The organism is Photobacterium phosphoreum, from assembly GCF_002954725.1.
GTDB lineage: Bacteria > Pseudomonadota > Gammaproteobacteria > Enterobacterales > Vibrionaceae > Photobacterium > Photobacterium phosphoreum.
This window is the reverse complement of record NZ_MSCQ01000001.1, coordinates 2,011,128-2,034,407: the sequence shown is the minus strand read 5'-3', so window position 1 is coordinate 2,034,407 and position 23,280 is coordinate 2,011,128. Positions and strand designations below refer to the sequence as shown.

The window sequence follows — 23,280 nt, the reverse complement described above, 5'->3', positions numbered from 1 at the left end:
GATAAGAGTCTTTTGACTTGAGACTACTGTAGCGTTTTATTGTGACATTAATGTGACGTTATTATGGTTTTTACAGCGGCGGCTTAATAATATGGATTTAAAGGCTATTTGTTTAACTTTAAGTGCTAAATTTGGCTGGATATATTAATGTTGAATTTTAAAGTGTTGTTTTTATCACCATTTTTTTTGAATGTGGTAGCTAAATTTAGCCATAATAAACGCTGCTATTATGGCCTATATTCCACTAATTACTCTTGATTAGCAGTTTATCTAACCATTTTGTCGGCAGTATACGGCGAAGAAAGCCAAAAATATAAGTGGGTTGAGTTACATAATAACGTGCTTTTGGATGTTTGCTGTTAATTATGGCTAACACCTGCTTAAAGACGGCGTCAGGACCTAAAGTGAACTTATTATTAGGGTTAGCAGCGCCTAATCGATGCAGTGTTTGTTGATAAGCGTCCTGATGGCGAGAGTTTTTAATATCAATATGTTGTACGAATTGGTGTTTAGCATTTTGACGGAAATGACTTTCAATCGGGCCTGGTTCGATTAAAGAAATAGACAGTGGGGTATTGTCTAGTTCAAGGCGTAGCGTATCGGTATAACCTTCAATTGCAAACTTACTGGCATTATAGGCACCACGATATTTCATCGCCACTAAGCCTAATACTGAGCTGTTTTGAATAATTTTTCCGTGACCTTGTTGTAGCATCAGCGGGATCACTGTGCGAGTAAGTTGATGCCAACCAAAAAAGTTAGTTTCAAATTGGGCGCGCAATGCGTCGGTTGGTAAATCTTCTAATGCCCCTGGTTGCCCGTAAGCGGCATTATTAAACAACATATCTAATTGGCCATTCGCTAAAACTAATGCTTGTTTTAATCCGCGATCAATCGATTTTGAGCAACTAAGATCAAGTTGAATACAGTTGATCCCTTGGTTGTTTAATCGTTCAACATCACGTAATTGGCGACAGCTGGCGATCACGTTATAGCCTAATTTATTGAGTTCGGCAGCGCAGTAATAGCCAATACCAGAACTGCAGCCAGTGATTAAAATAGACGCTGTCATTATAAGCTTTCCTTGTTGAGATAAGGTTTAAGTTGCTGCGCCATAAATTGGGCAATAAGTGGTTGTGCTTCAACTGTTGGATGCAGGCCATCTTTCATCATTAGTTGAGGTTGAACAATGATATCAATAAGAAAAAAAGGTAATAGCGGTACATTAAGCGATTGGCTCAGGTTTGGATAGGTATTACGGAACAGTTCGTTATAGCGTTTGCCGTAGTTTGGTGGGATTTCTATTTGCATTAATAACGGCTGGGATCCCATTTCTTTAATTAAAGTGATCATCTGGCTAACGTTATTGCGTAATATTTTAGGGTGAAAGCCGCGTAGGCCATCATTGGCACCTAATTCGATTAAGACAATATCAGGCTGATGTTGCGCGAGCAGTTGTGGTAATCGTGCTAAGCCATTGCCACTGGTGTCACCTGAGATACTGGCATTAATAATTGTCGTCGGTTGAGATTGTTGGGCTAATATTTCAGGCAGTAGAGCGGGCCAACTTTTATTGGCTGGCATTTGATAGCCAGCACTTAAGCTATCACCCAAGACCAATAGCGTTTGACTAAATGCTGTCGATGAAAAGAACAGCATTATAAATGAAAGGATTCGTACCATGTCAGTCTCCGTAATAAAAGCACACTCTGTTTCTAAACAGGTTACGACAGCCTTGTCGCCAATGACCATTTTGCAGGATGTTTCGCTTGAGGTCGAGCAAGGTGAGTCAATTGCGTTAGTCGGTGTATCGGGAGCAGGAAAATCGACCCTAATGACGCTGCTGGCAGGGTTAGATGTGCCAACAACTGGTGAGATCGAATTATTAGGTCATAAGCTGACAACCTTAGATGATGAACAACGGGCGCAGCTTCGCAGTGAATCGATTGGGTTTGTGTTTCAAAATTTCCTGTTATTACCGACTTTAACGGCGTTAGAAAACGTTACTTTGCCATGTTTAATTCAAAATAAAGCCATTGATATTGAACGCGCTAAACAATTGTTAGCGGTGGTTGGTCTACAAGGACGAGAGACCCATTTACCGAGTCAATTATCAGGTGGCGAGCAACAACGGGTGGCATTAGCGCGCGCATTTATGATCAATCCTAAAATTCTATTTGCCGATGAACCGACAGGAAATTTAGATCAGCAAACGGCTGCAATGGTGATTGAGTTATTATTTGAGCTTAATCGAGACAGCGACACTACCCTTATATTAGTGACCCATGATGATGTATTAGCAGCACGGTGCGATCGAGTGCTGCGGTTAGATAATGGTGTATTAAGTAGGGAACAGGATAGGCAAGCTAACAAGGACGATCGCCATGTTTAATACTTCTGTTGCTGCTAATAATCGATCATTTATTGTACATTGGGCATGGCGTGAAATTCGCCAAGGCCAATTGTGGTTAGTCACTTTGGCCTTGAGTTTGATTATAGCGTGTGTGTTTGCGTTATCGGCATTAGTGAGCCGAGTGGAAGCGATCATCGTTGATCAAGGACGATCAGCGTTAACTGCCGATAGAGTATTAGTTTCCTCGCAGCCCATTGATACTTCACAGCTTCAGGCGTTACTAACCGATGCTGTAAAGGTTTCCCAGCAAATCCGTTTTGGCACCATGGCATTTAGTGATAACGGCATGCAGTTAGTCAGCGTTAAGGCGGTGGATTCAGGCTTTCCATTACGGGGTGAACTTAGCTTACAAAGTGCAGATACCGCGTCATTAGAACACCATGTAAAACCGAACCAGTTGTGGCTGGCGGAACGGTTATTTTCACTGTTAAACGTGAAAGTTGGTGATGTATTGATGTTAGGGGATGCAGAGCTAAAAATTAGCGGACGCATTACTCAAGATCCAGAACTATCGTTTAATCCATTTAGCCAAATGCCGACTGTGTTTATTAATCAACAGGACATTGAAGCAGTGGGTGGGGTTCAACCGGGGAGTCGCATCAGTTATCGCTATTATTTCTCAGGTTCAAATAAGACATTGGCTGATATTCGTCAGCAGTTAACCTTAACCCCAAGTCAGCGGTGGTTAACTGAAAATGATGCCGGACGCAGTGGCGATTTTATTGAACGTGCGCGGCAGTATTTATCATTGACGTTAGTGCTGGTGGTATTAATGGCTGCCGCTACCTTGGTACTTACATGTCAGCATTACGCCACGACTCGTAAGACGGCGGTGGCGATGATGAAAAGCCTTGGCGCGACTCAAGGTTTTTTATGGCGTTGGTTGTTAACTCAGATCGGACTTGTGTTTGTGGTCGCGATTGTTATTGGTTTAACGCTCGGATTAGGGCTTGAGTGGTTGCTGCGTTATCCCCTGCAAAACCTACTGCCCGATCAGCTACCTGCGATGGGGGTTGCACCTTTTGTGATCAGTTTATTGTTGGCGCTGTTAATTGCACTACCAGCATTAGGGATCCCACTGTCACGGTTAGTACAAACCTCCGCAATCAATTCAGTACAAGCATCGACAATAGCATCCACACCGAGCCGCTTAGCATGGTTACTGTTACTTTTTCCTGTGTTAGCCGCCGTTGTGTGGATTGGCACTAACGTATTGGTGTGGCTAACCCTGTTAGGTATCGTAGGGTTGTTGTTGGTTTTAGCAGGCATTGGCATAACGGCTATTTCTTTATTACAAAAATTGAAGCTAGGCGCGGCTTATAGTTTAGCGCTAAGCCGTGTGAATCGCAGTAAAACCAAAACTGCGACTCAACTGGTAGCATTAACTTGTTCATTGATGTTACTGGCTGTAATCGGGTTATTACGTAATGAATTACTCGCGGATTGGCAAAATACCCTGCCAGCGAATGCGCCAAATGTATTTGCACTTAATATTGCTCCTGAGCAACAACAAAGCTATTTAGCGGCTTTAGATAAAGCTAATCTAACCCGTTCGCAAGGCTACCCTGTGACGCGAGGGCGGTTAGTGGCAATTAACGATAAACGTTTTTACGCCTCATCAAATGCAACCTCAACGGATCAAGCTGAAGCTAATACTGACATAAGTAATGAGCTAAATCGTAACGCAGATGATGATAGTGTTGATCCTGCTTTAAGGCGTGAGCTTAACTTCACATGGGCGAAAACACTGCCAAGCCACAATGTAGTGACCAAAGGGCAGTGGGGAAAAACGGAAGGTGTCTCGGTTGAATCTGGCATTGCCAAACGGTTGAATATTTACTTGGGAGACAAGCTGGCATTTACCGTTGGCGGATTGGAATTTAACGCCATCGTTAATAGTATTCGAAATGTTGAATGGCGCAATATGAAGCCCAATTTCTACTTTATTTTCACCCCAGATGTGTTGCAGTCATTTCCCGCAACAGGCTTAGTTAGTTTTCGGGTTGGCGAGCAACAAAATGCATTATTAAATACGCTAGCCAGCCAATATCCTACCGTGGGGGTGCTTGATTTACGGATGATGGCAACCCGTATTCAAGGCTTGTTGGCGCAAGTGAGTTGGTCGTTAACGGTGTTAGCTGGGCTAGGTGTTGTCAGTGGCTTACTGTTGATCATGACGTTGTTACGGCTGAGTATTTCAGAGCGCCAAACGGAAATTCAGCTTTACCGTACACTCGGTGCTAGTCGCAAACGTATTGCCGCTACTCTGTGGTTTGAATATGGAATCATTGCGTTGTTGGCTGGTGTGATTGCTGCGGTAGGTGCTGAATTTGTTGTCGGTCTGCTGGTGGTTAAAGGGTTTGAATTGCCGTTTAGCTTACATCCGCTGATGTGGTTAGGCTTACCTGTGCTGGCAATCGCACTGGTGTATTTGGTGTCGCGGACGCAGATTAAAAAATTATTATTGCCGTTGCGGTGATGAAGTCGGCGTTACCAATATTTTTTGATCATTGTTTGTTTCGATTAAAAAAAGATCGAATATTTTTAATAATTAGTGCCGACGTTAATAATATAGGCACTGATACCATTAAAATTAAAACGATAGATTCAACACTTAAAAATATAAGAGACTTAATAACGGTAGGATTAGTTAGATCTAACATAACAAACTCCAATGTTGCATTTATTATACATGTTATTGGTTGGGGATAATTATAGCAAGATCTTTAGGTCTAATATCTAATGAATTTTTTACAGGATTATTACTCAACAGGGCTGTTATTCAACCCTGCTTTTATTGCGCTAACATACTTAATCAATCACACAACGTTTGCTTCAATGCCTGCTCAATACAAGGGAAAGTAAAGTGAAACCCTGCTGCCTGTAACTTGTTCGGCAATGCGCGTTGACCGTCTAATAACAGTTGTGATGACTCCCCAAGAGCACATTTTAATACCCAAGCTGGAGTGAATAACAGGTGCGGGCGATGCAAGGTGCTGGCAAGGGTGGCACTGAAAGTACGATTAGTGACGGGGTTGGGGGCGGTCATATTATACGGACCTTGAGCTTCTGTATTATTGATTAAAAATAAAATTCCTCGCACCATATCTTGTAACTGAATCCACGGGAAATATTGCTGGCCATTACCAATCGGACCCCCTAAACCAAATTGGTAAGGCAGTAACATTTTTGCAAGTGCGCCACCTTGTTTAGCCAGCACGATCCCTGTTCTTAACAGGCATACACGCGTTTGCTCTGATTGTGCTTCAAGGGCGATTTGTTCCCAGCGATAACAAACGTGTTGTGAGAAATCAGCATCATTAGGTTTAATGGTAAAGGTTTCATCAATAGTAGAATCTTGTTGAACGCCATAGATGCCTACTGCTGAGCCACTGATAAATATATGCGGCGGGGTGTTACTGGCTTTGATTTTATCAACCAGTTGTTGGGTGATATTCCAGCGGCTATCTTCAATGATATGTTTTTGTTGCTCACTCCAACGCTTATCCATAATCGGCTCGCCAGCGAGATTAATCACCGCATCGAATTGATCAAGATTAGGCAACGATTGCAATGAATCAAGCGCATTAATATGATGACCGAGTAGCTGATAAGCGCGGGCAGGATCACGGCTAATCACGGTTATTTCATCATGATTTAGATGAGGGAGTAGTGCCTTGCCAATGAGTCCGGTTGCGCCTGTCACTAAGATCTTCATATTGGTTATTCCCTCGTGGTGATCGATTTACCATCTTAAATTAACTGAGAGTGGAAGCAAGTCAGTGTTGAGATCAATATTATTAATCAACGTTACCTTCACAGTATAAGTGATGCTGATTGATCTGATTATGGTCTGATTGTGATAATAGTATTTTTACAGGCGCTCACGTAAACTAAGTCGATATATTTACGATTTTTTGGTCGAGTTTAATCATGAAATTATTTTTTGCGTCTGATATTCACGGTAGTTTCGTTGCGGCTCAAAAAGCCATTGTTGCTTTTGAACAAAGTGGTGCTAAGTATCTTATTTTATTAGGTGATATTCTCAATCATGGTCCTCGTAATCAGCTACCTGAAGGGTACGATCCGATTAAAGTAGCTGAATTACTCAATCAATATGCTGCGCGAATCACGGCAGTACGTGGTAATTGTGATAGTGAAGTCGATCAAATGCTGCTGGATTTTCCAATGATGGCGGATTATAACTTAGTGATGCTAGCCGATGGTCGACGGTTATTTTTAACTCACGGTCATATTTATAATGCCGATAAGCATCCGCAGCTGATGACAGGGGATGTAATTGTCTCTGGTCATACTCATATTCCGGTTGCTGAACGGAAAGCAGATTATTTCGTATTTAATCCCGGTTCGGTGGCTATTCCACGTAATGGTTTACCCGCGAGTTATGGTCTGCTTGATGGTCAGAACCTGTCTGTGGTTAGTTTTGAGCATGAAGTATTAGCCCAGACGATACTGAACTAAACTTCTGTGACGTGATAAAAAAGCGCATTATCGGTTATTCGATGATGCGCTTTTTGTTGCAGGGAGGGTTATCTATCGATATGACCCAAATCACGTTCGGGATCAATCACATCACGAATGCGTTGTTTAAGCTGTTTGGCATCAGGAAATCCACCCTCTTGTTTACGTTCCCAAATTAAGCGGTTATTGCAATGGATTTCAAATCGACCGCCAGTATCAGGATGCAAACTGATGGTAGTAATTTCTTCACTAAAAGTATGGAGTAACTCTTGCGTCATCCATGTTGCTCGTAGCATCCAATTACACTGACGACAGTAATAAATATCAATGGTGGCTTTATTCATGGTTACTCCTGCTGGGGTGTGTTGTCGTTATTAAAGATCGAGCAATAATTTAAATCCAATCACAAACGTTAAGGCTTCAAAGCAACGTTTAATTAATTGATTACTGCGTTGATGGGCAAGGTGGGCACCGAGATAACCGCCCAATAATGAGCCGACCAATAATACTGGTAGCCATGGCCAATAAATGGTTGCGCCAGCTTGATAGATAGCCACTGCGCCAATTGCATTCCAAAATAAGCCTACGCTGACGAGCGTTATTGCGACAGCCTGTTTGTAATCACAACCAAACCAGCGTACGAGAAATAAGGTCACAAATAAACCACTACCCGCCGTCAGAGATCCATTGATAATGCCGATAATAAACAAGCTAATAGCACCAATTATAAAGCCAATACTATTTCGATGCTGCGGTACTGAGATTTGTCCAAGTTCTTTCGACGTGACCGAGTAAATACCAAGGCTAATGATTAATGCGCCTAATGCGGCTTCGGCAAATTTAACTGGAATCGAAAGAATTAGATTAGCCCCAAGGATAACGCCCAAGGTACCCACAGCAATGACATAAACGGTGATTTTCCATGCCAAGGTACCATTACGGATATGGTTAATGGTGGCACCAATGCCTAAAGCGACACTGGCGATTTTATGGGTTGCAAGGGCAATACTAAACGGTAAACCTAGAAAAATAAGCAGTGGGAATTGGATCAGTCCTGCGCCGCCACCAGAGAGTGATGCGAGGGTATTTGAAATTAAAGAGCCTATAAAAAGCCCTAATGTATTGAGCACATCCATGCTATTGGGTCGTCCTTAACCTAAGTAGATATTAGCATAGAGGCTTAAATCAGCAGTTGCCAGCAATAAAAAACGCCCCTATACACTTTATCAATAAAAATTGAAGGCATGTATAGGGGCGTTTTGTCAGTCGCTTAAAGTAGTATTAAAACTTACTTAGCGTTAGCTTGTTCTGCCTGAATCGCAGTTAGTGCAACTGTGTAAACGATATCGTCTACTAGTGCGCCACGAGAAAGGTCGTTAACTGGCTTACGCATGCCCTGAAGCATTGGACCGATAGAGACTAGATCTGCTGAACGTTGTACCGCTTTGTATGTTGTATTACCTGTGTTTAGGTCAGGGAATATAAATACAGTTGCTTTACCTGCTACTGGAGAGTTTGGCGCTTTAGAAGCGGCTACGTTTTCCATAATTGCAGCATCGTACTGTAGAGGACCGTCGATGATTAGATCAGGACGTTTCTCTTGAGCGATCTTCGTTGCTTCACGTACTTTATCAACGTCTGCGCCTTTACCAGAAGTACCAGTAGAGTAAGAGATCATTGCTACGCGTGGCTCGATACCAAATGCTTTTGCAGAATCGGCAGATTGGATAGCGATTTCAGCAAGTTGCTCAGCTGTTGGATCTGGGTTGATCGCACAGTCACCGTAAACCAATACTTGGTCAGGTAGCAGCATGAAGAATACAGATGATACGATAGACGCATTAGGTGCAGTCTTGATGATTTGGAACGGAGGAACGATAGTGTTTGCTGTAGTGTGAACTGCACCAGATACTAGACCGTCAACTTCGCCATTCTCAAGCATCATTGTGCCAAGGAATACTGAATCTTGTAGTTTCTCACGAGCAACTACATCAGTCATGCCTTTCGCGCCACGAAGCTCAACTAAACGAGCCACGTAGTTTTCACGTACTTCTTCAGAGTTGATGATCGTTACGCCAGCACCAAGAACCACGCCTTGTTGCTCAGCAACGCGACGGATTTCTTCAGGGTTACCAAGAAGCACACATTCAGCGATACCGCGCTCAGCACAGATAGCCGCAGCTTTAACTGTACGTGGCTCATCACCTTCAGGAAGAACGATACGTTTAGCAGCTTTACGAGCAAGCTCAGTTAACTGGTAACGGAATGCTGGTGGGCTTAGACGACGCTCACGGTTTGAACCTTCAGTTAGAGATTCAATCCAGTTACCGTCGATGTGGCTTGCCATGTACTCGTTAACAAACTCAACACGCTCTTTATCGTCTGCAGGAACTTCTAGTGTGAAGCTCTGTAGGTTAAGAGACGTCTGCCAAGTGTTACCTTGTGCTGTCATAACAGGAAGACCTGTTGCGAATGCACGCTCACATAGATCCATAACAGGTTTAGGTAGGTCGTAACCACCTGTTAGTAGAAGTGCACCTAGCTCAACGCCGTTCATTGCAGCAAGACATGCAGCAACAATAACGTCAGGACGGTCAGCAGAAGTCACTAGTAGTGAACCTGGACGGAAGTGCTCAACCATATTAGGGATAGAGCGTGCACAGAAAGTGATGCTCTTAATACGACGAGTTTCGATATCACCAGCATTGATAATTTCAGCATTTAGGTGCTGAGCAATATCTGTTGCACGGGTAGCGATTAGCTCTGAGCTCCAAGGTGCACAACCAAGTACACGGATAGGGCTAGAGTTGAACACTTGCATGATTTCAACGTTTGAAGGAACAGTGCCTTCAACATCGTCAAAGATCTCAGAAAGATCTGGGCGAGTACGGCCTTCAGCATCAACAGGTGCGTTAAGTTTATTAACGATAACACCAGAGATTTGCTTGTTCTTAATGCCGCCGAAGTTAGAACATGCTACTTCGATACGCTCTTTAAGCTGTGATGGGTTGTCAGTACCAGGAGAGACAACGAATACGATTTCAGCGTCTAGCGTTTTTGCAATTTCAAAGTTAATTTGATTTGCAAAAGGGTGCTTACGAGTAGCAACTAAACCTTCGATTAGCGTTACGTCAGCATTTGCTGCTGCTTTAAAGCGAGCAACGATGTCTTCTAGAAGAACGTCAGTTTGATCGTTACGAATCAGTTCTTCAGCGCTTGCCATTGAGAATGACTCAGCGATTTGCATATCGCTGTTAGCACGAATGATCGTCGTTGTTAGATCAGGCTGATCGCCACCGTGACGTGGTTGCGCGATAGGCTTGAAGAAAGAAACACGAACGCCTTTGCGTTCCATTGCACGAAGTACACCAAGACTAACACTTGTTAGACCAACACCAGCGCCAACTGGGATAAGCATAATAGTACGGGACACTATAAATTCCTCTGACTATTGAATCGATACAGCACTGTTCAATAACAATTCGACTTTATTATTTAAAGCAGAATAATCATAGAGCAGCACCACAGTAAAATATGACAAAATGCCATGAAAAAACGGCTGACTAAAGGCCAGCCGTTTTAGATAATCGTTAGATTAGATTTCAGCTAGAAGCGCTGTATCTTCTGCGATTACTAATTCTTCGTTAGTTGAAACAACCATTGCAGGAATGCGGCTGTTTGCAGTAGTGATAACACCTTCGCCGCCGAAACGTGCTTTAAGGTTTGCTTCGTTATCTACTTCGATACCGAAGATAGCTAGACGGTTAAGAACCATCTCACGGATTGGTGCAGAGTTTTCACCGATACCACCAGTGAATACGATTGCATCTAGACGGCCTTCCATTGTCGCTGCGTAGCTTGCAACATACTTCGCTAGGCGGTGACAGAATACGTCCATTGCACGTGTAGCTTCTTCTTTAGTACCGTAGTTTTCTTCAACGAAACGACAGTCAGAAGTCACACCAGTAAGACCTAGTAGGCCTGACTCTTTAGTGAACATAGTGTTGATTTCAGCAACGCTCATACCTAGACGGTCGTGTAGGTGGAACATAACTGCTGGGTCAAGGTCACCACAACGTGTGCCCATTACTAGACCTTCAAGAGGAGTAAGACCCATAGAGATATCTACAGATTTACCGCCTTTGATTGCACATACAGATGCGCCGTTACCTAGGTGACAGTTGATGATATTTAGTTCATCAAGCGGCTTGTCTAGTAGGATCGCTGTTTCACGAGCGATGAAACGGTGAGATGTACCGTGTGCGCCGTAACGACGGATACCGTTTTCTTTGTATAGACGGTAAGGAATTGCGTATAAGAATGCTTCTTCAGGCATAGTCTGGTGGAAAGCAGTATCAAATACAGCAACGTTTTTCAGACCAGCGAAGTTATGCTTAGCAGCTTCGATACCGATAACGTGTGCAGGGTTGTGTAGAGGTGCAAAATCAGATGCATCTACGATACCTTGAAGAACAACGTCATCAATGAGTGCTGATGCAGAGAACTGCTCGCCACCATGAACGATACGGTGACCGATTGCGCCTAGAGACTCTTTAAGTTCTGGCTTAGAAGCAAGAATAGTATCAACCATGAATGCTAGAGCTTCTTCGTGAGCAGCGCCGTCACCTAGTTGAGCTTCGTGCTTGCCATCAAGTTTCCACTTGATACGAGCTTCAGGAAGGCCTAGACATTCTGCTAGACCTGAAAGGTGTTCTTCACCAGATACTGGATCAATGATTGCGAACTTAAGAGATGAACTACCGCAGTTTAGAACTAAAACCAGCTTAGACATGAGAGTGACTACCTATGATCTGTCTGAAAGTTGATATTCAAATTGAATAAAAAAGTACCCCTAGAATAGACGAATTATTATTGGTCGTATTACTAGCGGAAAAAATCACGCTCTTTCCTGAGAAATAGAATTGAGTTACCTCTAATTCTGGGTCATCCTTGACAGAGCCTAGCTTGCAGTTAAGGTCATTAACGGCAACAATTACATTTAGGCTTGCCTAGAATAACCGATTGTTACGCAATATAACAAAAAGATTTTAGAAAATTTTAATTTGAATCAAGTTTGTTGTGTATTTTTTTTAAATGTTATAATTTTTTTTGATGAGTGGTGCATTATGGCTCAACATACAATGTGGAAACACTTTCAGAATGGTCAGCATTACATGACAACATGGCCAATGCGCAAAGAGCTGGCGGCTGTTTTTCCTGAACATCGGTATATTAAAGCCACCCAATTTGCGACCAAGGTGATGCCTGCGGTTGCTGCAATCAGCATTCTTACTCAAATGGCATTTCATAATTATGATGCAATACCACAAGCAATCGCGATTGCATTACTCGCAATATCGATGCCATTACAAGGCTTATGGTGGTTAGGGAAGCGCAGTCAAACGACATTGCCGCCATCATTGGCAAAATGGTATAGCGAAATTTATCAAAAGATTGTTAGTGAAGGGCATGCGATGCAGCCTAAGAAATCTCAGCCGCGCTATCAAGAATTAGCCGATGTATTAAATCGCGCATTCAAGCAGTTAGATAGGCATTCACTTGATCGTTGGTTTTAAGCGGTGGGGTGTATTGTGGTGGTAATAAAAAAGAGTCGTTAATACGACTCTTTTTTGTTTGGTTCTATAGCGCATTAAATAATGGCTAATGAGCAATTATTCTTCGTCGAAATCAAAATCTGGACGTGGTGCACGTGTTGCAGGCTTTGCCAGAATCTCTAAGTATAATGATGGTAGTTCTAGCTTTTCAGCTTCATCAATACACTTGTTGATTTCTTTTACGTGAATAACTTTTGCTTCTTGCTCGGTATGACCAAACTTGCAATCAAAATCCCAAAAATCAGTACCAGCAGGTAATGTTTTGTTACGCTCACGACGAATGTATTTCTTTACATCGTGTTTAATCGTTTCTACAACACGAGCAGCCGCTTTTTTGGGATGAGTTAAAGCAAATGTTTTTTTCATTGTTTTCCTAATTAATTTGGCTCAAAGAAAAGAGCTCTGTGGCTATTTTACTGTAAATTGTCGTGGGTAGCGATGGGGTAAGGCTGAAATTCGTGCGATAAAAAAATATTCAGTTAACGAGATCTTTTTTGCAACTAATTCTAACTGCTGCGGTCTTATTAATATCTGGAGTGTAAAATGGCGTTAAAACGTAATGAAAATGCCATGCTACAGCCGTATTATAGTACGTATTGTATCGATAGTTGATGACTATTCAGGCAATAAACAGGTTGTTGGGGTATACTTACTCAGCAACTGGAGATATAGCTGTTATCTCTCTTAGAACCCCAACTGCTTGGCCGCCGATGGGGTTCTTCTCTATCTAGCGTTTGGTATTTTGTTGATCCATGCGGCTTAGTAACATTTCAAATCTGTATTTCTCTTTCCCATGGCAGTCATTGCCGCCATCATTTTATCTTTTTGTACATACCGTTGTGGTAGTGGTTGCATCTTGACGGTGAAGTCTGGTACGTCAGCGTGTAGCGATACTTTATCTGAAATTGGGGTGACCATCATCACTTTTAGCTTGGGATTACGAGCTTGAATCCGTGAGGCTGTTCCTAGTCCTTCAGCAGTATGGAAACGTCCAGCAACGTGAATGATTTGTTGTTGAGGATGTTGCTTTAGATAATCCACCATAGTTTCTGCCATGGTGTCATCCCACGTCGTTTGAGCCGCAAATTGACGTTTCGTTTGAGCTTCATTGCCATGATGCATCGAATCAATAAAGGTTTGTTGATAAGCATCGGGGGCCAGTGTTAATGATCGCGCAACCCATAAACGTTCATTTTTGGGTAATTTATCTAAATATTCTGCGCCTTGACGTCCGATACAACGCACAATGGATTTTGGCGCATTCGCAGCCATCACATCGATATTATTTTGCTTGGCAAACTCAACTAATGGACGGTAATCGCTGTCGTAGTTTGGCCATGCATTAGCCTCTTTGACTAAGGTTTTTTCTCCGATTTTTCCTGCGAGGTAAGCATCTATGATTGCTTGTTTATCGCGTGTAAATTGTTCCATTGATAAGGTGATATTTGGGTTTTGTTGGTACAGCGCCGCCAGTAATTGGGCTTGCAAAAGATGGGCTGCAGGGTGGCTATGCCATTCACCGACGAGAATAATATCGGCTTGTTTTAAAGCGTGAGCGAGTTGAGTAACAGAAAGTGGTTCACCTTGAGGGCTCGCGATAGTGTAATCATATAGGGTTGTTGTGCGAGTGGTTGCTGCGGTGCTGGTGGTTGGTGAGGTGTTATTTACTGATGGAGGAGAGGCGCAACCGACTAATAAGCTTGCAATACCTAAACAAATTAATGACTTCATTGTTGTTATACCGAAAAGAATAAACGGTAAATAATAGATAGGTTGAGATTGATTATCAACACTAAATGATAATCAATCTCACTGCTTGGCGCTTATTGACGACGATAAACACGAATAGCAAAATCAGCTTCACAAGCAAAATTTTGGGCTTGTGCGAGTTGTTGCCACACTTGATCTGAGGTTTTCCATGCAAAAGGCGTCATTTGCATTAATGCTGTTGCTTCTTCACCACTGAGTGTCATGTCGTAGTGCAGTTGTTGATCCACCACTAATTCAAACCCTTCAATGTTTTCTACTGGCACATCATGTAAGTTAACACCGTCATAAATCAATTCTTTTAACTGATATAAATGGCGTGGTGCTGGCGTTACTGCCACAAGAATGCCGCCAGATTTAATCGCGCGGTGCAATTCTTCGCCTTTACAGGGAGCATAAATACGGACTACGCCATCAAAGAAGTGATCAGCAAACGGTAAGCGGTGACTAGAGGCAACACAGAAATCACAAGCATGGTAGCGTTTGGCAGCATATTTAACCGCAACTTTTGAAATGTCTAAGCCGTGGACAGTAATGTCTGGAAATTGTTGATGTAGTTGCACAAACTCGGAGGTGTAATAGCCTTCACCACAACCAATATCAAGCAGCTCAGTGGCATCTTGCGGTAAGTGCTGACGTAACTGTGCCATAACTGCGTCACGCAGTGGTTGGTAATGGTCAGTATTAAGAAATAAGCGTCGGGCTTGCATCATTTCTTTGTTATCGCCAGGGTTTTTCGAGCTTTTATGATGCACGGGCATCAGGTTTACATAGCCTTCTTTGGCCTGATCAAACTGATGATTATTGCTACAGCGGTATGAGGTTGATGATGCGCTGTTAGCGTCCATAGTAAGTGGCAGGTGACATAAAGGGCATTGATAAGACATGTATATAGACCAAAGCTGAAAAACAGCCGTAGAGTGTAATGGTTATTAGCGGTTGTCGCTAACAGATTTTGATAGCACAAAAACGAAGCCCTCATCACTGAAGGCTTGTTGTGTCATAGATGGTTAATTCGTGGTACGTACTTTATATTCAGCTTTATCGAGCCCGTGTTTTTTCATTCTTAAATAGAGCTTTTTACGCGGTATTTGTAAGTATGATGACACTTCATTGATGCGACCAGAAAATAAATATAACGCATCTTCAATCACTTGTTTTTCATAACCATCAACCAGATCATCAAGTGGGCTACTCATTTGATCTAAAGGCTTAGATCGTTCTTGGCCTGCAAGTTTGACGATACCAATCGCATACAATTCAGCGACGTTTTTCAGTTCTAAGACATTTCCTGGCCATTCATAACGGTTCAAAATAGCAAGGTAGGCTTTATCAATCGCTGGGATTGTTTTATTGAGTTTTTTACAACTTTGCTTAATGTAGTGCTTAAATATCAATGTGATATCACTGCTACGTTGGCGCAAAGTTGGTAAATTAAACCGTACCTGACTTAAAAAGTAGAACAGCTCAGGTAAAAATTGTTCTGTTTCGACAGATTCTGTTGGGTCGCCATCAAATAATGCGATCACACGGACTTCTTTTTTACCTTGGCGTTCTTGCTCAAGCAGAAAACGACAGAGCCATTGTTGGGTTTCAATCGGCATATGGTGTGGGTTACATAAACACAAACAGCCACTGCGCGCTGAAATCATACTGCGCTGTAAATCGGGGGTGCGGGTAATATTAGCAGCATTGACTTCAACAAAAGGGCCATTACTTAATTGACTATTTTGATGAAGTAATTTTGCAACAGTATGTCGACCCGTACCATTTTCACCTTCAATTAACACATCTTTGGTGGTGAGCGCGATGGTTTTTAACTGCTCGCGAATTTTAATGATTAATGGGCTTTCTCCCAATAATACTTCTGCTGTCGTGGTGTGTAATGTGTTGCGTTGTTCAATGATTTGGCGACGTTGAGGTAAATATTTCTCAAGTAGCGTAATCAGTTCTTTTGGCTGTAACGGCTTTTGTAAAAAGTCGACCGCGCCTTTTTTAAGCGCCCCGACGGCCATTGGAATATCACCATGACCTGTAATAATAATAACCGGTAGTTCATGATCAAATTGTTGAATTTTGGCTAATAATTCCATGCCATCTAAGCCCGGCATGTACATATCAGAAACAATTACCCCCGGCCAATTGCGTTTTAGCATTTCTAATACTAAGGTTGGATCTGTTACAGTTTTCGCTTTAAATCCAGCTATTTCAAGTAGCTCTTGATAGGCTTCGACAACATCATGATCGTCATCGACAATCAGTACTTCAATATCATCACTCATCATATTTATTTAACTCCAGTACGACCATTGCTCCACCTGATAAACTAGAAGCAAGGAAGATATCGCCTTTTAGTCGCGTCATAATTGAACCACAAATACTTAACCCAAGGCCTAACCCAACATCTTTAGTGGTGGTAAAGGGAATGAATAACTTTTCAATAATAGTGGCATCAAAGCCATCACCACTGTCATAGACCGCCAAGCGAATTTTATTCGATGGGCCGCTTAGTTGTATAATGTCTATTTTTCGTTGTTCGCAATGCGCTACCGCATCACAACTATTGACTAATAAGTTTACCAAAATTTGTTCTAGCTGAACTTGATCGGCAAGGGCGTAAAGTGGTTGTTCAATAGTATTCACTATTGTTATTTTTTGTACTTTGGCGCGACTTTCTACCAATATCAATGCTTGTTTGATTGAATCTTGAATATCAACCTGACTTAATGGCTTGGTTGCTGATTGTTTTTTGGCAAAGTTTCTAAAACTTATAATCAGTTTACTCATTCGAGTAACAAGATCGTCTATTTTTGTCAGATTTTTGGGTAGATTTTCGTATTTTTTGTGATCAAGTGCAAGTTTGGCACTGAAGATTCGCGTCGAAATCGCGGATAAAGGCTGATTAAGTTCATGTGCAAGCGATGTCATTGTTTGACCGACAACCGCCATTTTGGCCGCTTGAATTAATTCATCTTGGGTTTCGATCAAATCACCCTCAATTCGTTTACGATCTTCTATTTCATCTCGTAGTTGTTGATTTCGAATCGTTAATGATTGGGTTTTTTCAGCAACGGTACTTTCTAACCAGCGTGCAGTGTTTTCTTGCTCAGTAATATCCGTCATCGTAATGATCACTTTGTCATCATTACCTTGGGTAAAGGTACGGAAATCTAAGCGTAAATATAAGCTATGATTGTGCTTAGTGACTAATTTTATTGTCATGTTATAGGCGCCATTGGCCATTAGCGGCCCATTAGCGGTAAACAAGAGTTGTAGTTTAGTCTGGGTTGACGTATTAAAAAGATCCCAGACTTGGTGTTTTTTGGTTACATTGCAGAAGTTTAGTTGTTTTAGTGCCTGAGGATTAACAGATTCTACAGCCCCGTTTAGATCACAGGTAATAATGCTCGCTTGGGTATTATTGATCAGGTTTAGCGCATTTGAATTTTGAATTTCTTGCATTTGTTGACAAAAATAGCGCAAATTGTCACCTAAGATACCAATCTCATCAACACCTGTTGTTTGTATATTAGTATTAAGATCGCCACTGGCAATGGCTTTTAAGTCTTTACCAAGGAGGTTTAAGCGTTTAACAACACCACGACCGACTACATAAATAGATAAAATAATACTGAGGATAATGGTAATAAAGACCACGCCAAATAAAACTAAATTACTAACCCAAATAGAGTGTCGCGTTTCACCATTGAGTTTTTCAAGCGCATTATCAGCATGATTAACTAACGTTTGAATTATATTTTCTTGTTGTGTTAGTTTATTCCGAATATTACGTTGTGCCTGAGTGATTTTTATATTATTTAAATTACTGTTAACTAATAATTTTTGAAGATTACTATTAGGAATAACTAATTGTGTAAATTCTTGTTGTAATTGACGGTAAGCAATTGTCGAGGGATAGTTATTTAATTGCTTACTGATTTTATTGAGTTGAATTACTTTCTGAGCAATAACATCAAACGCAGAATTAATATCATTGTGTTGATGATGTAGAATGATATCTGCAATAAGTTGATATAATTCGTTTTCATTGACAGTAATTGTCTGAATAATAGAAAGCTCAGTCATGACACTTTTGATATTACTATCGTGTTTAAGGGGAGATTGCTGAGGATTATTTAGTAACCGCATCATTTGCCATTCAATCTCTAGCCGTAATGGCTGTAACTCATCAATTAAATCTTGATGGAGCCACTTAATCGTATTTTCTGTTTGTTTTAATGCTAATTTCTGGGTGTTTCTGTGTTGTAATAAATCGATATAGTTATCAATATTTGTGACTAATCGCTGTTGCCCTGCTTTTATTTTGGGGTAGTAATATAAACTGGAGATATTATCAATTGATTGATGAATATCAGTCAAAATAGCACTAATATTTTTCTTAATTGCTTTATGCTTGAGTGGATTAGTATTTATATCTAATGCTGTTAGTGCCGCTTGTAATTCTGCGGTACTACGTTCTAAGCGATAGCTGGCACGTAAGGTCGGCATATTGTCATTGGCAATCGTTCCTATTTGCTGACTCAGTTTTTGCCATGTTAATGCTGCAATAACACTGACACTGATCGTTAAAAAGGCCATTAATATAATGGCTGACGTCAGACGATTACCGATGGTATTATTTTTTACGCAGCGAATCATTGTTATTTTTTATTCCATTTATAATGGCATTTGCTAATAAAAAAGAAACCGTATTAGGTCACTCATTAATCGCGAAGAAGTTAAATGATTATACGTCAGTGATAGAAATGATCACTAACGGTTTTTATAACAAAAATAATACCGTGATTAATATGATACCAAGTTGTGATAGATAGGTGGTAATAGCGTTAAGTGTTAGGTTTTTATAGCGTGAGAATAGCTGTAAAGAAATAAAACCGAACTGCTTGGTTCGGTTTTATGACATAGGTGATTACTATTATGCAGTAATAATCTGTTGGATTTCACTGCATGATAAATGATAGTGACGTGGACATGCGCGCCAAATTGTTAGCATGCGTAGATACTTATCAAGCATCGGTACGTGGCTATTAAACTGATGTTCATTTTTAGGAAACTGTGGGTATAAACCTTCATCCTTAGTAAGGAAGCGCACATAATTTACTAATTTAGCTTCGGTTATCGCATCAAAGCCTAAGAATTGTAAGCGACGTTGGTCAATATCTTTCGCACCATCACAACGGCAATCTTCTAAATTGAATGATTCTTGTAGAGCGTGATACATTTCCATTATTTCAATGATTTGCTTACATTCATCTTCTGAGACTTCGCCAAAATCCTTATCAAGTTCACGCATTTGTAAGCAATAACCGCGTTCGATAATCATTTGTAGACGCTGATACTTTTCAGCATTCTCAGGCGTTAGTTTCGCCATGATGTAGTATTGATTCGATAGAATTAGACGTTGAGCGTTAGTCATGTCCATAGCAATAAGCCTCAAATTTTTTATAGATTACGCCTACTCAGTTTTTATTGTATCGCTGTAGTGAGCGCAAGGAATATTTATTATGAGCGTGAGATTAGCAGGTTACGTTTAAAATAAAATGATCTGACACCACGAATAGGATTATTTTTTGTTAATGAATGTTATTCATTTGATATGAAAGTAAAATTTTTATCTGTTTGATTTCAATTGAAAACCACTTTTTTTGTAGGTTTATTTGCTATAAAAAGATCAGGGTAATGTAAATCAAGGCCAAGAAAATCTTACGATAATCAATGATGTTATAGATAGGTAGAAAGGTATTGAACAATATCGGCAGTAAATACAGCCTGCCGATATTGTGGTTACGCATCGAGAGGGATTAACTTAGGCCAATGATATTGCCATCTGCATCGAGATCGAGATTCATAAAAGCGGGTTTTTCAGGTAAGCCCGGCATCGTCATAACATTACCACATAAGGCATAAATGAAGCCGGCACCCGCGCATAACTTTAGTTCTCTTACAGGGACAGTGAAACCCGTTGGAGCACCTTTAATATGCGGTTCAGTCGTAATTGATAATGGTGTTTTTGCCATACAGATAGCTAAATCATTAAAGCCTTGCGCTTTTAACTGGGCTAATTGTTGTATTGCTAATGGTGACAGTTCAATATTTTTAGCGCCATAACCCACTTCTGCAACGGCCATTAATTTTTCTTCAATGGTTTGATCTAATGTATAAAGTGGTTTGAAGTTTGCGGGGGTTTTACAGGCGTTAACTACCGCATGGGCAAGATCAATTGCCCCGTCGCCACCTTTGGCAAAGGCTTCACTTAATGCGACATCAACATGAACATTGAAGGTGGAATCTAAAATTAATTGTTTTAGTTGCTCAAGTTCTTGAACGGTATCTTGTGGGAAACGGTTAATCGCAACCACAACCGGCACACCATATTTGGCTGCGTTATTGATATGCCACCGTAGATTTTCAAACCCTGCAATGAGTGCATCAGCATCGGGGTCAAAAATAGTATCAGGAAGCGGTTGTCCTGGGCGTAAGTCATAAAGGCCAGAGTTAGCCTTTAAGCCACGTAGAGTAGCGACAACCACTGCACAATCTGGTCCTCGCAGTGCTTGTTGAGCTTTTATATTACAGGCTTTTTCAAACCCCATATCAGAACCAAAACCGCCTTCAGTCACCGTAAAGTCACTTAATTTAAGCGCAATTTTATCGGCAATGATTGAGGAATTACCGTGAGCAATATTAGCAAACGGCCCGGCATGAATAAGCGTAGGAACACCTTCTAAGGTTTGCATCAGTGTCGGTTCAATCGCTTCACACATGGTGACTGCCATTGCGCCTGCAACTTGCAGATCTTCAGTGGTAACCGGCTCACCATCAAGGTTATAAGCAACCACTATTTTGCCGATCCGTTGGCGCATATCTGCCAAATCTGTGGCAAGGGCTAAAATTGCCATTAACTCAGAAGCGGCAGAGATATCAAATCCATCTTGACGCTCAAGGCCATTAATGGTTTTTCCTGGCTCATTTTGGCCAACTGTGATCATACGTAGTGCGCGATCATTATGGTCCATTACTCGCTTCCAGCTAATATTGTTAATATCAATCCGTAGTGCGGGTAAGTCAGTATGCGCAGTGAAAGTCTCATAACCTAAGCGAGATTCATGGTATAGACGTGCATCTAATGCAGCTGCAGCGAGATTGTGGGCTGCCGTGACAGCATGAATATCACCGGTTAAGTGTAAGTTGAGTTTTTCCATTGGAGCGACTTGGCTATAGCCGCCACCGGCAGCACCGCCTTTAACACCAAACACTGGCCCCATTGATGGTTGGCGGATACAAGCAAATACTGAACGACCAATTTTAGCTAAGCCTTGTGCTAAGCCAATGGTGGTCACTGTTTTACCTTCACCTAAAGGGGTGGGAGTAATGGCAGTTACCAGTATTAGCTTACCTTCGGGGTTGTTGGTTAATCGTTTTAAGATAGCAGGTTTAACTTTTGCTTTTAAGCTGCCTTGAGGCGTCAGATCTTGTGCTTCAATGCCGGCTTTTAAAGCAATACGATCAATAGGAGTGAGTAGCGTTGCACGGCAAATTTCGATGTCGCTTTTCATGAGAGCTTATTTCCTCATAGGCAGAGAGAGTAATACGAATGCTGGTATTGAACGTTGTATAACGGGAAAAATAGATTTTTATCACCAACGCAAACGTTTGCTTTTGGTTTATACCATAATTTTATCATGGATAAATATCATTTTATGGTTTTTTGGGTTTTTTATAGAGGCTATTACTGCTTTATAATAAAGAAGAGAGAGGAGAGTTTTAAGGTTAATTAATTATGGAATGTATTATTTCATTATTAACTGTTGGTTGTTTTTTGCTCTGCCTTTACAGTATGTAACACATAAAAAATGACCCTGATCAATTAGGGTGCAAATTTAGTAAAGGAAGTTATTATGCAAGAGCCTGTAACTAAGTGGCAATATACCGTACCTATCTCACTGTTAATTATGGTGTTATTAATTTCTTTTCTTGTCACAATTTTACCGTTGTCACGATAAAAATTTTTTATAGTCTGTATATAAATAGAAAAGAGCGACTTATCTATCCTTTAGGGGTAAAGATAAGCCGCTCTTTTTTTATCTGCCGTTATTACATTGCGCGGTTAAATAAGACTGAAGATTAATACATAACCTTTTTGCCATAACTGGCAAGAATATCTTTAATTTTTTCCATGGTTTCTTTTTTCGGTGGTTGAACGCCAGTGAGTGGGTATTCAAAGCCAAGTGCTTCCCACTTGTGCTCACCAAGCTGATGGTAGGGTAGCAGCTCAACCTTTTCGATATTGTCCATATCTTTAATGAATTCACCCAGTAAGTGTACTGAACGCTCATCATCAGTATAGCCAGGGACAACCACGTAACGGATCCATGTTTTTTGACCACGTTGGTGTAGATAGCGTGCAAAATCAAGTACACGTTTATTTGCAACGCCAACTAAATCTTGGTGGATAGTGTCATCCATTTGTTTAAGATCTAGCATCACAAGATCCGTTGCGTCCAATACTTCATCAACCACATCGGTATGTTTACGAATGTAGCCATTGGTATCAAGGCAAGTATGGATACCGTCAGCTTGTGCTGCCCGAAAAAAGTCGCGGACAAATTCTGGCTGTAACATTGCTTCACCACCTGAAGCGGTAACACCGCCACCAGAAGCATTCATGAAGTGACGGTATGATCTCGCTTCATGCATCAATTCTTCAATAGTCGCTTCACGACCGTCATGGGTATCCCATGTATCACGGTTGTGACAGTATTTGCAGCGCATTAAGCAACCTTGCAGGAATACAATAAACCGAATTCCTGGCCCATCGACGGTTCCGCAAGATTCGAAAGAGTGAATACGACCTGTTACTGACATTGTGCTATTTCTCCGCATACTGCGTTTTATTTATATGTTATTTTATTACAAAACGGTGTCTGAATATAGCGAAAACTCAGGATTGTTAATTAACTTAACCATCAAGTTGTGGTTGAT

General features: G+C 41.2%; 18 protein-coding genes and 1 pseudogene. 4 read left to right on the top strand and 15 right to left on the bottom strand.

The window, feature by feature from the left end; translation table 11 throughout:
* Positions 1–244 precede the first annotated feature (244 nt).
* Both BTO21_RS08810 and BTO21_RS08805 read right to left on the bottom strand, forming a co-directional pair.
* A complete protein-coding gene (locus tag BTO21_RS08810) occupies positions 245–1,072 on the bottom strand; it encodes an SDR family oxidoreductase (RefSeq protein WP_105026774.1) in 828 nt (275 codons plus the stop codon).
* The gene (locus tag BTO21_RS08805; protein ID WP_045031239.1) at positions 1,072–1,683 is read right to left on the bottom strand and encodes an arylesterase; all 612 of its coding nucleotides are present in this window, start codon (positions 1,681–1,683) and stop codon (positions 1,072–1,074) included. Before BTO21_RS08805 ends, BTO21_RS08810 begins: the two co-directional genes overlap by 1 nt.
* 100 nt (positions 1,684–1,783) lie before the next feature.
* On the opposite strand from BTO21_RS08805, the pseudogene BTO21_RS08800 reads away from it, so the two are divergent.
* Together BTO21_RS08800 and BTO21_RS08795 are read left to right on the top strand one after the other, a co-directional pair.
* Positions 1,784–2,392 (top strand): annotated as a pseudogene (locus tag BTO21_RS08800) (ABC transporter ATP-binding protein); the annotation flags it as partial.
* The gene (locus tag BTO21_RS08795; RefSeq protein ID WP_045031246.1) at positions 2,385–4,892 is read left to right on the top strand and encodes an ABC transporter permease; all 2,508 of its coding nucleotides are present in this window, start codon (positions 2,385–2,387) and stop codon (positions 4,890–4,892) included. The pseudogene BTO21_RS08800 and the gene BTO21_RS08795, both read left to right, overlap by 8 nt.
* A gap of 336 nt (positions 4,893–5,228) precedes the next feature.
* On the opposite strand, the gene BTO21_RS08790 is transcribed toward BTO21_RS08795, so the two are convergent.
* Positions 5,229–6,131 carry a TIGR01777 family oxidoreductase gene (locus BTO21_RS08790; RefSeq protein ID WP_045031248.1) on the bottom strand — a complete coding sequence of 301 codons (903 nt, stop codon included), beginning with the start codon at positions 6,129–6,131 and terminating at the stop codon, positions 5,229–5,231.
* A gap of 215 nt (positions 6,132–6,346) precedes the next feature.
* Here BTO21_RS08790 and yfcE point away from each other — a divergent pair, with 215 nt between their 5' ends.
* Entirely contained in the window at positions 6,347–6,895 is a 549-nt protein-coding gene (gene yfcE / locus BTO21_RS08785) for a phosphodiesterase (RefSeq protein WP_045031250.1), read from the top strand.
* Between the two features lie 68 nt (positions 6,896–6,963).
* On the opposite strand, the gene BTO21_RS08780 is transcribed toward yfcE, so the two are convergent.
* The 4 genes from BTO21_RS08780 to BTO21_RS08765 all read right to left on the bottom strand — a co-directional run bounded on the left by BTO21_RS08780 (position 6,964) and on the right by BTO21_RS08765 (position 11,687).
* Positions 6,964–7,239, bottom strand: coding sequence for an Rdx family protein (locus BTO21_RS08780; RefSeq protein ID WP_045031252.1), 276 nt, complete (start codon positions 7,237–7,239; stop codon positions 6,964–6,966).
* A gap of 30 nt (positions 7,240–7,269) precedes the next feature.
* Entirely contained in the window at positions 7,270–8,031 is a 762-nt protein-coding gene (locus BTO21_RS08775; protein WP_045031253.1) for a sulfite exporter TauE/SafE family protein, read from the bottom strand.
* A gap of 152 nt (positions 8,032–8,183) precedes the next feature.
* Positions 8,184–10,313, bottom strand: a complete 2,130-nt coding sequence (pta, locus tag BTO21_RS08770; RefSeq protein WP_045031255.1) for a phosphate acetyltransferase — start codon at positions 10,311–10,313, stop codon at positions 8,184–8,186.
* A gap of 177 nt (positions 10,314–10,490) precedes the next feature.
* Positions 10,491–11,687: an acetate kinase gene (locus BTO21_RS08765; protein WP_045031257.1), complete on the bottom strand. Its 1,197-nt coding sequence runs from the start codon at positions 11,685–11,687 to the stop codon at positions 10,491–10,493.
* A gap of 334 nt (positions 11,688–12,021) precedes the next feature.
* Between BTO21_RS08765 and yfbV the strand changes: the two genes are divergently transcribed.
* On the top strand, positions 12,022–12,471 hold the full coding sequence (yfbV, locus tag BTO21_RS08760) for a terminus macrodomain insulation protein YfbV (protein WP_045031259.1): 450 nt from the start codon (positions 12,022–12,024) through the stop codon (positions 12,469–12,471).
* Between the two features lie 96 nt (positions 12,472–12,567).
* Here yfbV and BTO21_RS08755 read toward each other — a convergent pair whose 3' ends face one another.
* The 8 genes from BTO21_RS08755 to pflA form a co-directional block, all read right to left on the bottom strand.
* A complete protein-coding gene (locus BTO21_RS08755) occupies positions 12,568–12,876 on the bottom strand; it encodes a DUF6172 family protein (RefSeq protein WP_045031261.1) in 309 nt (102 codons plus the stop codon).
* A 393-nt stretch (positions 12,877–13,269) separates the two neighbouring features.
* Complete coding sequence (locus BTO21_RS08750) at positions 13,270–14,241, bottom strand: ChaN family lipoprotein (RefSeq protein ID WP_045031263.1); 972 nt, start codon at positions 14,239–14,241, stop codon at positions 13,270–13,272.
* Between the two features lie 92 nt (positions 14,242–14,333).
* Positions 14,334–15,164, bottom strand: a complete 831-nt coding sequence (gene rlmA / locus BTO21_RS08745) for a 23S rRNA (guanine(745)-N(1))-methyltransferase (protein ID WP_045031265.1) — start codon at positions 15,162–15,164, stop codon at positions 14,334–14,336.
* A 123-nt stretch (positions 15,165–15,287) separates the two neighbouring features.
* Positions 15,288–16,562, bottom strand: coding sequence for a sigma-54-dependent transcriptional regulator (locus BTO21_RS08740; RefSeq protein WP_045031266.1), 1,275 nt, complete (start codon positions 16,560–16,562; stop codon positions 15,288–15,290).
* On the bottom strand, positions 16,552–18,936 hold the full coding sequence (locus BTO21_RS08735; RefSeq protein WP_045031267.1) for an ATP-binding protein: 2,385 nt from the start codon (positions 18,934–18,936) through the stop codon (positions 16,552–16,554). The genes BTO21_RS08740 and BTO21_RS08735 overlap by 11 nt, the downstream gene beginning before the upstream one ends.
* A 277-nt stretch (positions 18,937–19,213) precedes the next feature.
* Complete coding sequence (locus tag BTO21_RS08730; protein ID WP_045031268.1) at positions 19,214–19,720, bottom strand: YfbU family protein; 507 nt, start codon at positions 19,718–19,720, stop codon at positions 19,214–19,216.
* A 379-nt stretch (positions 19,721–20,099) separates the two neighbouring features.
* Positions 20,100–21,854 (bottom strand): formate--tetrahydrofolate ligase, encoded by a 1,755-nt coding sequence (locus BTO21_RS08725; RefSeq protein ID WP_045031269.1) that lies wholly within the window; start codon positions 21,852–21,854, stop codon positions 20,100–20,102.
* 568 nt (positions 21,855–22,422) lie between these two features.
* Positions 22,423–23,163, bottom strand: coding sequence for a pyruvate formate lyase 1-activating protein (pflA, locus tag BTO21_RS08720; RefSeq protein ID WP_045031276.1), 741 nt, complete (start codon positions 23,161–23,163; stop codon positions 22,423–22,425).
* Positions 23,164–23,280: the final 117 nt, after the last annotated feature.

Coding starts and splice junctions, on each gene's coding strand:
- BTO21_RS08810 (WP_105026774.1), bottom strand. CDS start 1,072: ATGACAGCGTCTATTTTAATCACTGGCTGCAGTTCTGGTATTGGCTAT.
- BTO21_RS08805 (WP_045031239.1), bottom strand. CDS start 1,683: ATGGTACGAATCCTTTCATTTATAATGCTGTTCTTTTCATCGACAGCA.
- BTO21_RS08795 (WP_045031246.1), top strand. CDS start 2,385: ATGTTTAATACTTCTGTTGCTGCTAATAATCGATCATTTATTGTACAT.
- BTO21_RS08790 (WP_045031248.1), bottom strand. CDS start 6,131: ATGAAGATCTTAGTGACAGGCGCAACCGGACTCATTGGCAAGGCACTA.
- yfcE (WP_045031250.1), top strand. CDS start 6,347: ATGAAATTATTTTTTGCGTCTGATATTCACGGTAGTTTCGTTGCGGCT.
- BTO21_RS08780 (WP_045031252.1), bottom strand. CDS start 7,239: ATGAATAAAGCCACCATTGATATTTATTACTGTCGTCAGTGTAATTGG.
- BTO21_RS08775 (WP_045031253.1), bottom strand. CDS start 8,031: ATGGATGTGCTCAATACATTAGGGCTTTTTATAGGCTCTTTAATTTCA.
- pta (WP_045031255.1), bottom strand. CDS start 10,313: ATGCTTATCCCAGTTGGCGCTGGTGTTGGTCTAACAAGTGTTAGTCTT.
- BTO21_RS08765 (WP_045031257.1), bottom strand. CDS start 11,687: ATGTCTAAGCTGGTTTTAGTTCTAAACTGCGGTAGTTCATCTCTTAAG.
- yfbV (WP_045031259.1), top strand. CDS start 12,022: ATGGCTCAACATACAATGTGGAAACACTTTCAGAATGGTCAGCATTAC.
- BTO21_RS08755 (WP_045031261.1), bottom strand. CDS start 12,876: ATGAAAAAAACATTTGCTTTAACTCATCCCAAAAAAGCGGCTGCTCGT.
- BTO21_RS08750 (WP_045031263.1), bottom strand. CDS start 14,241: ATGAAGTCATTAATTTGTTTAGGTATTGCAAGCTTATTAGTCGGTTGC.
- rlmA (WP_045031265.1), bottom strand. CDS start 15,164: ATGTCTTATCAATGCCCTTTATGTCACCTGCCACTTACTATGGACGCT.
- BTO21_RS08740 (WP_045031266.1), bottom strand. CDS start 16,562: ATGATGAGTGATGATATTGAAGTACTGATTGTCGATGACGATCATGAT.
- BTO21_RS08735 (WP_045031267.1), bottom strand. CDS start 18,936: ATGATTCGCTGCGTAAAAAATAATACCATCGGTAATCGTCTGACGTCA.
- BTO21_RS08730 (WP_045031268.1), bottom strand. CDS start 19,720: ATGGACATGACTAACGCTCAACGTCTAATTCTATCGAATCAATACTAC.
- BTO21_RS08725 (WP_045031269.1), bottom strand. CDS start 21,854: ATGAAAAGCGACATCGAAATTTGCCGTGCAACGCTACTCACTCCTATT.
- pflA (WP_045031276.1), bottom strand. CDS start 23,163: ATGTCAGTAACAGGTCGTATTCACTCTTTCGAATCTTGCGGAACCGTC.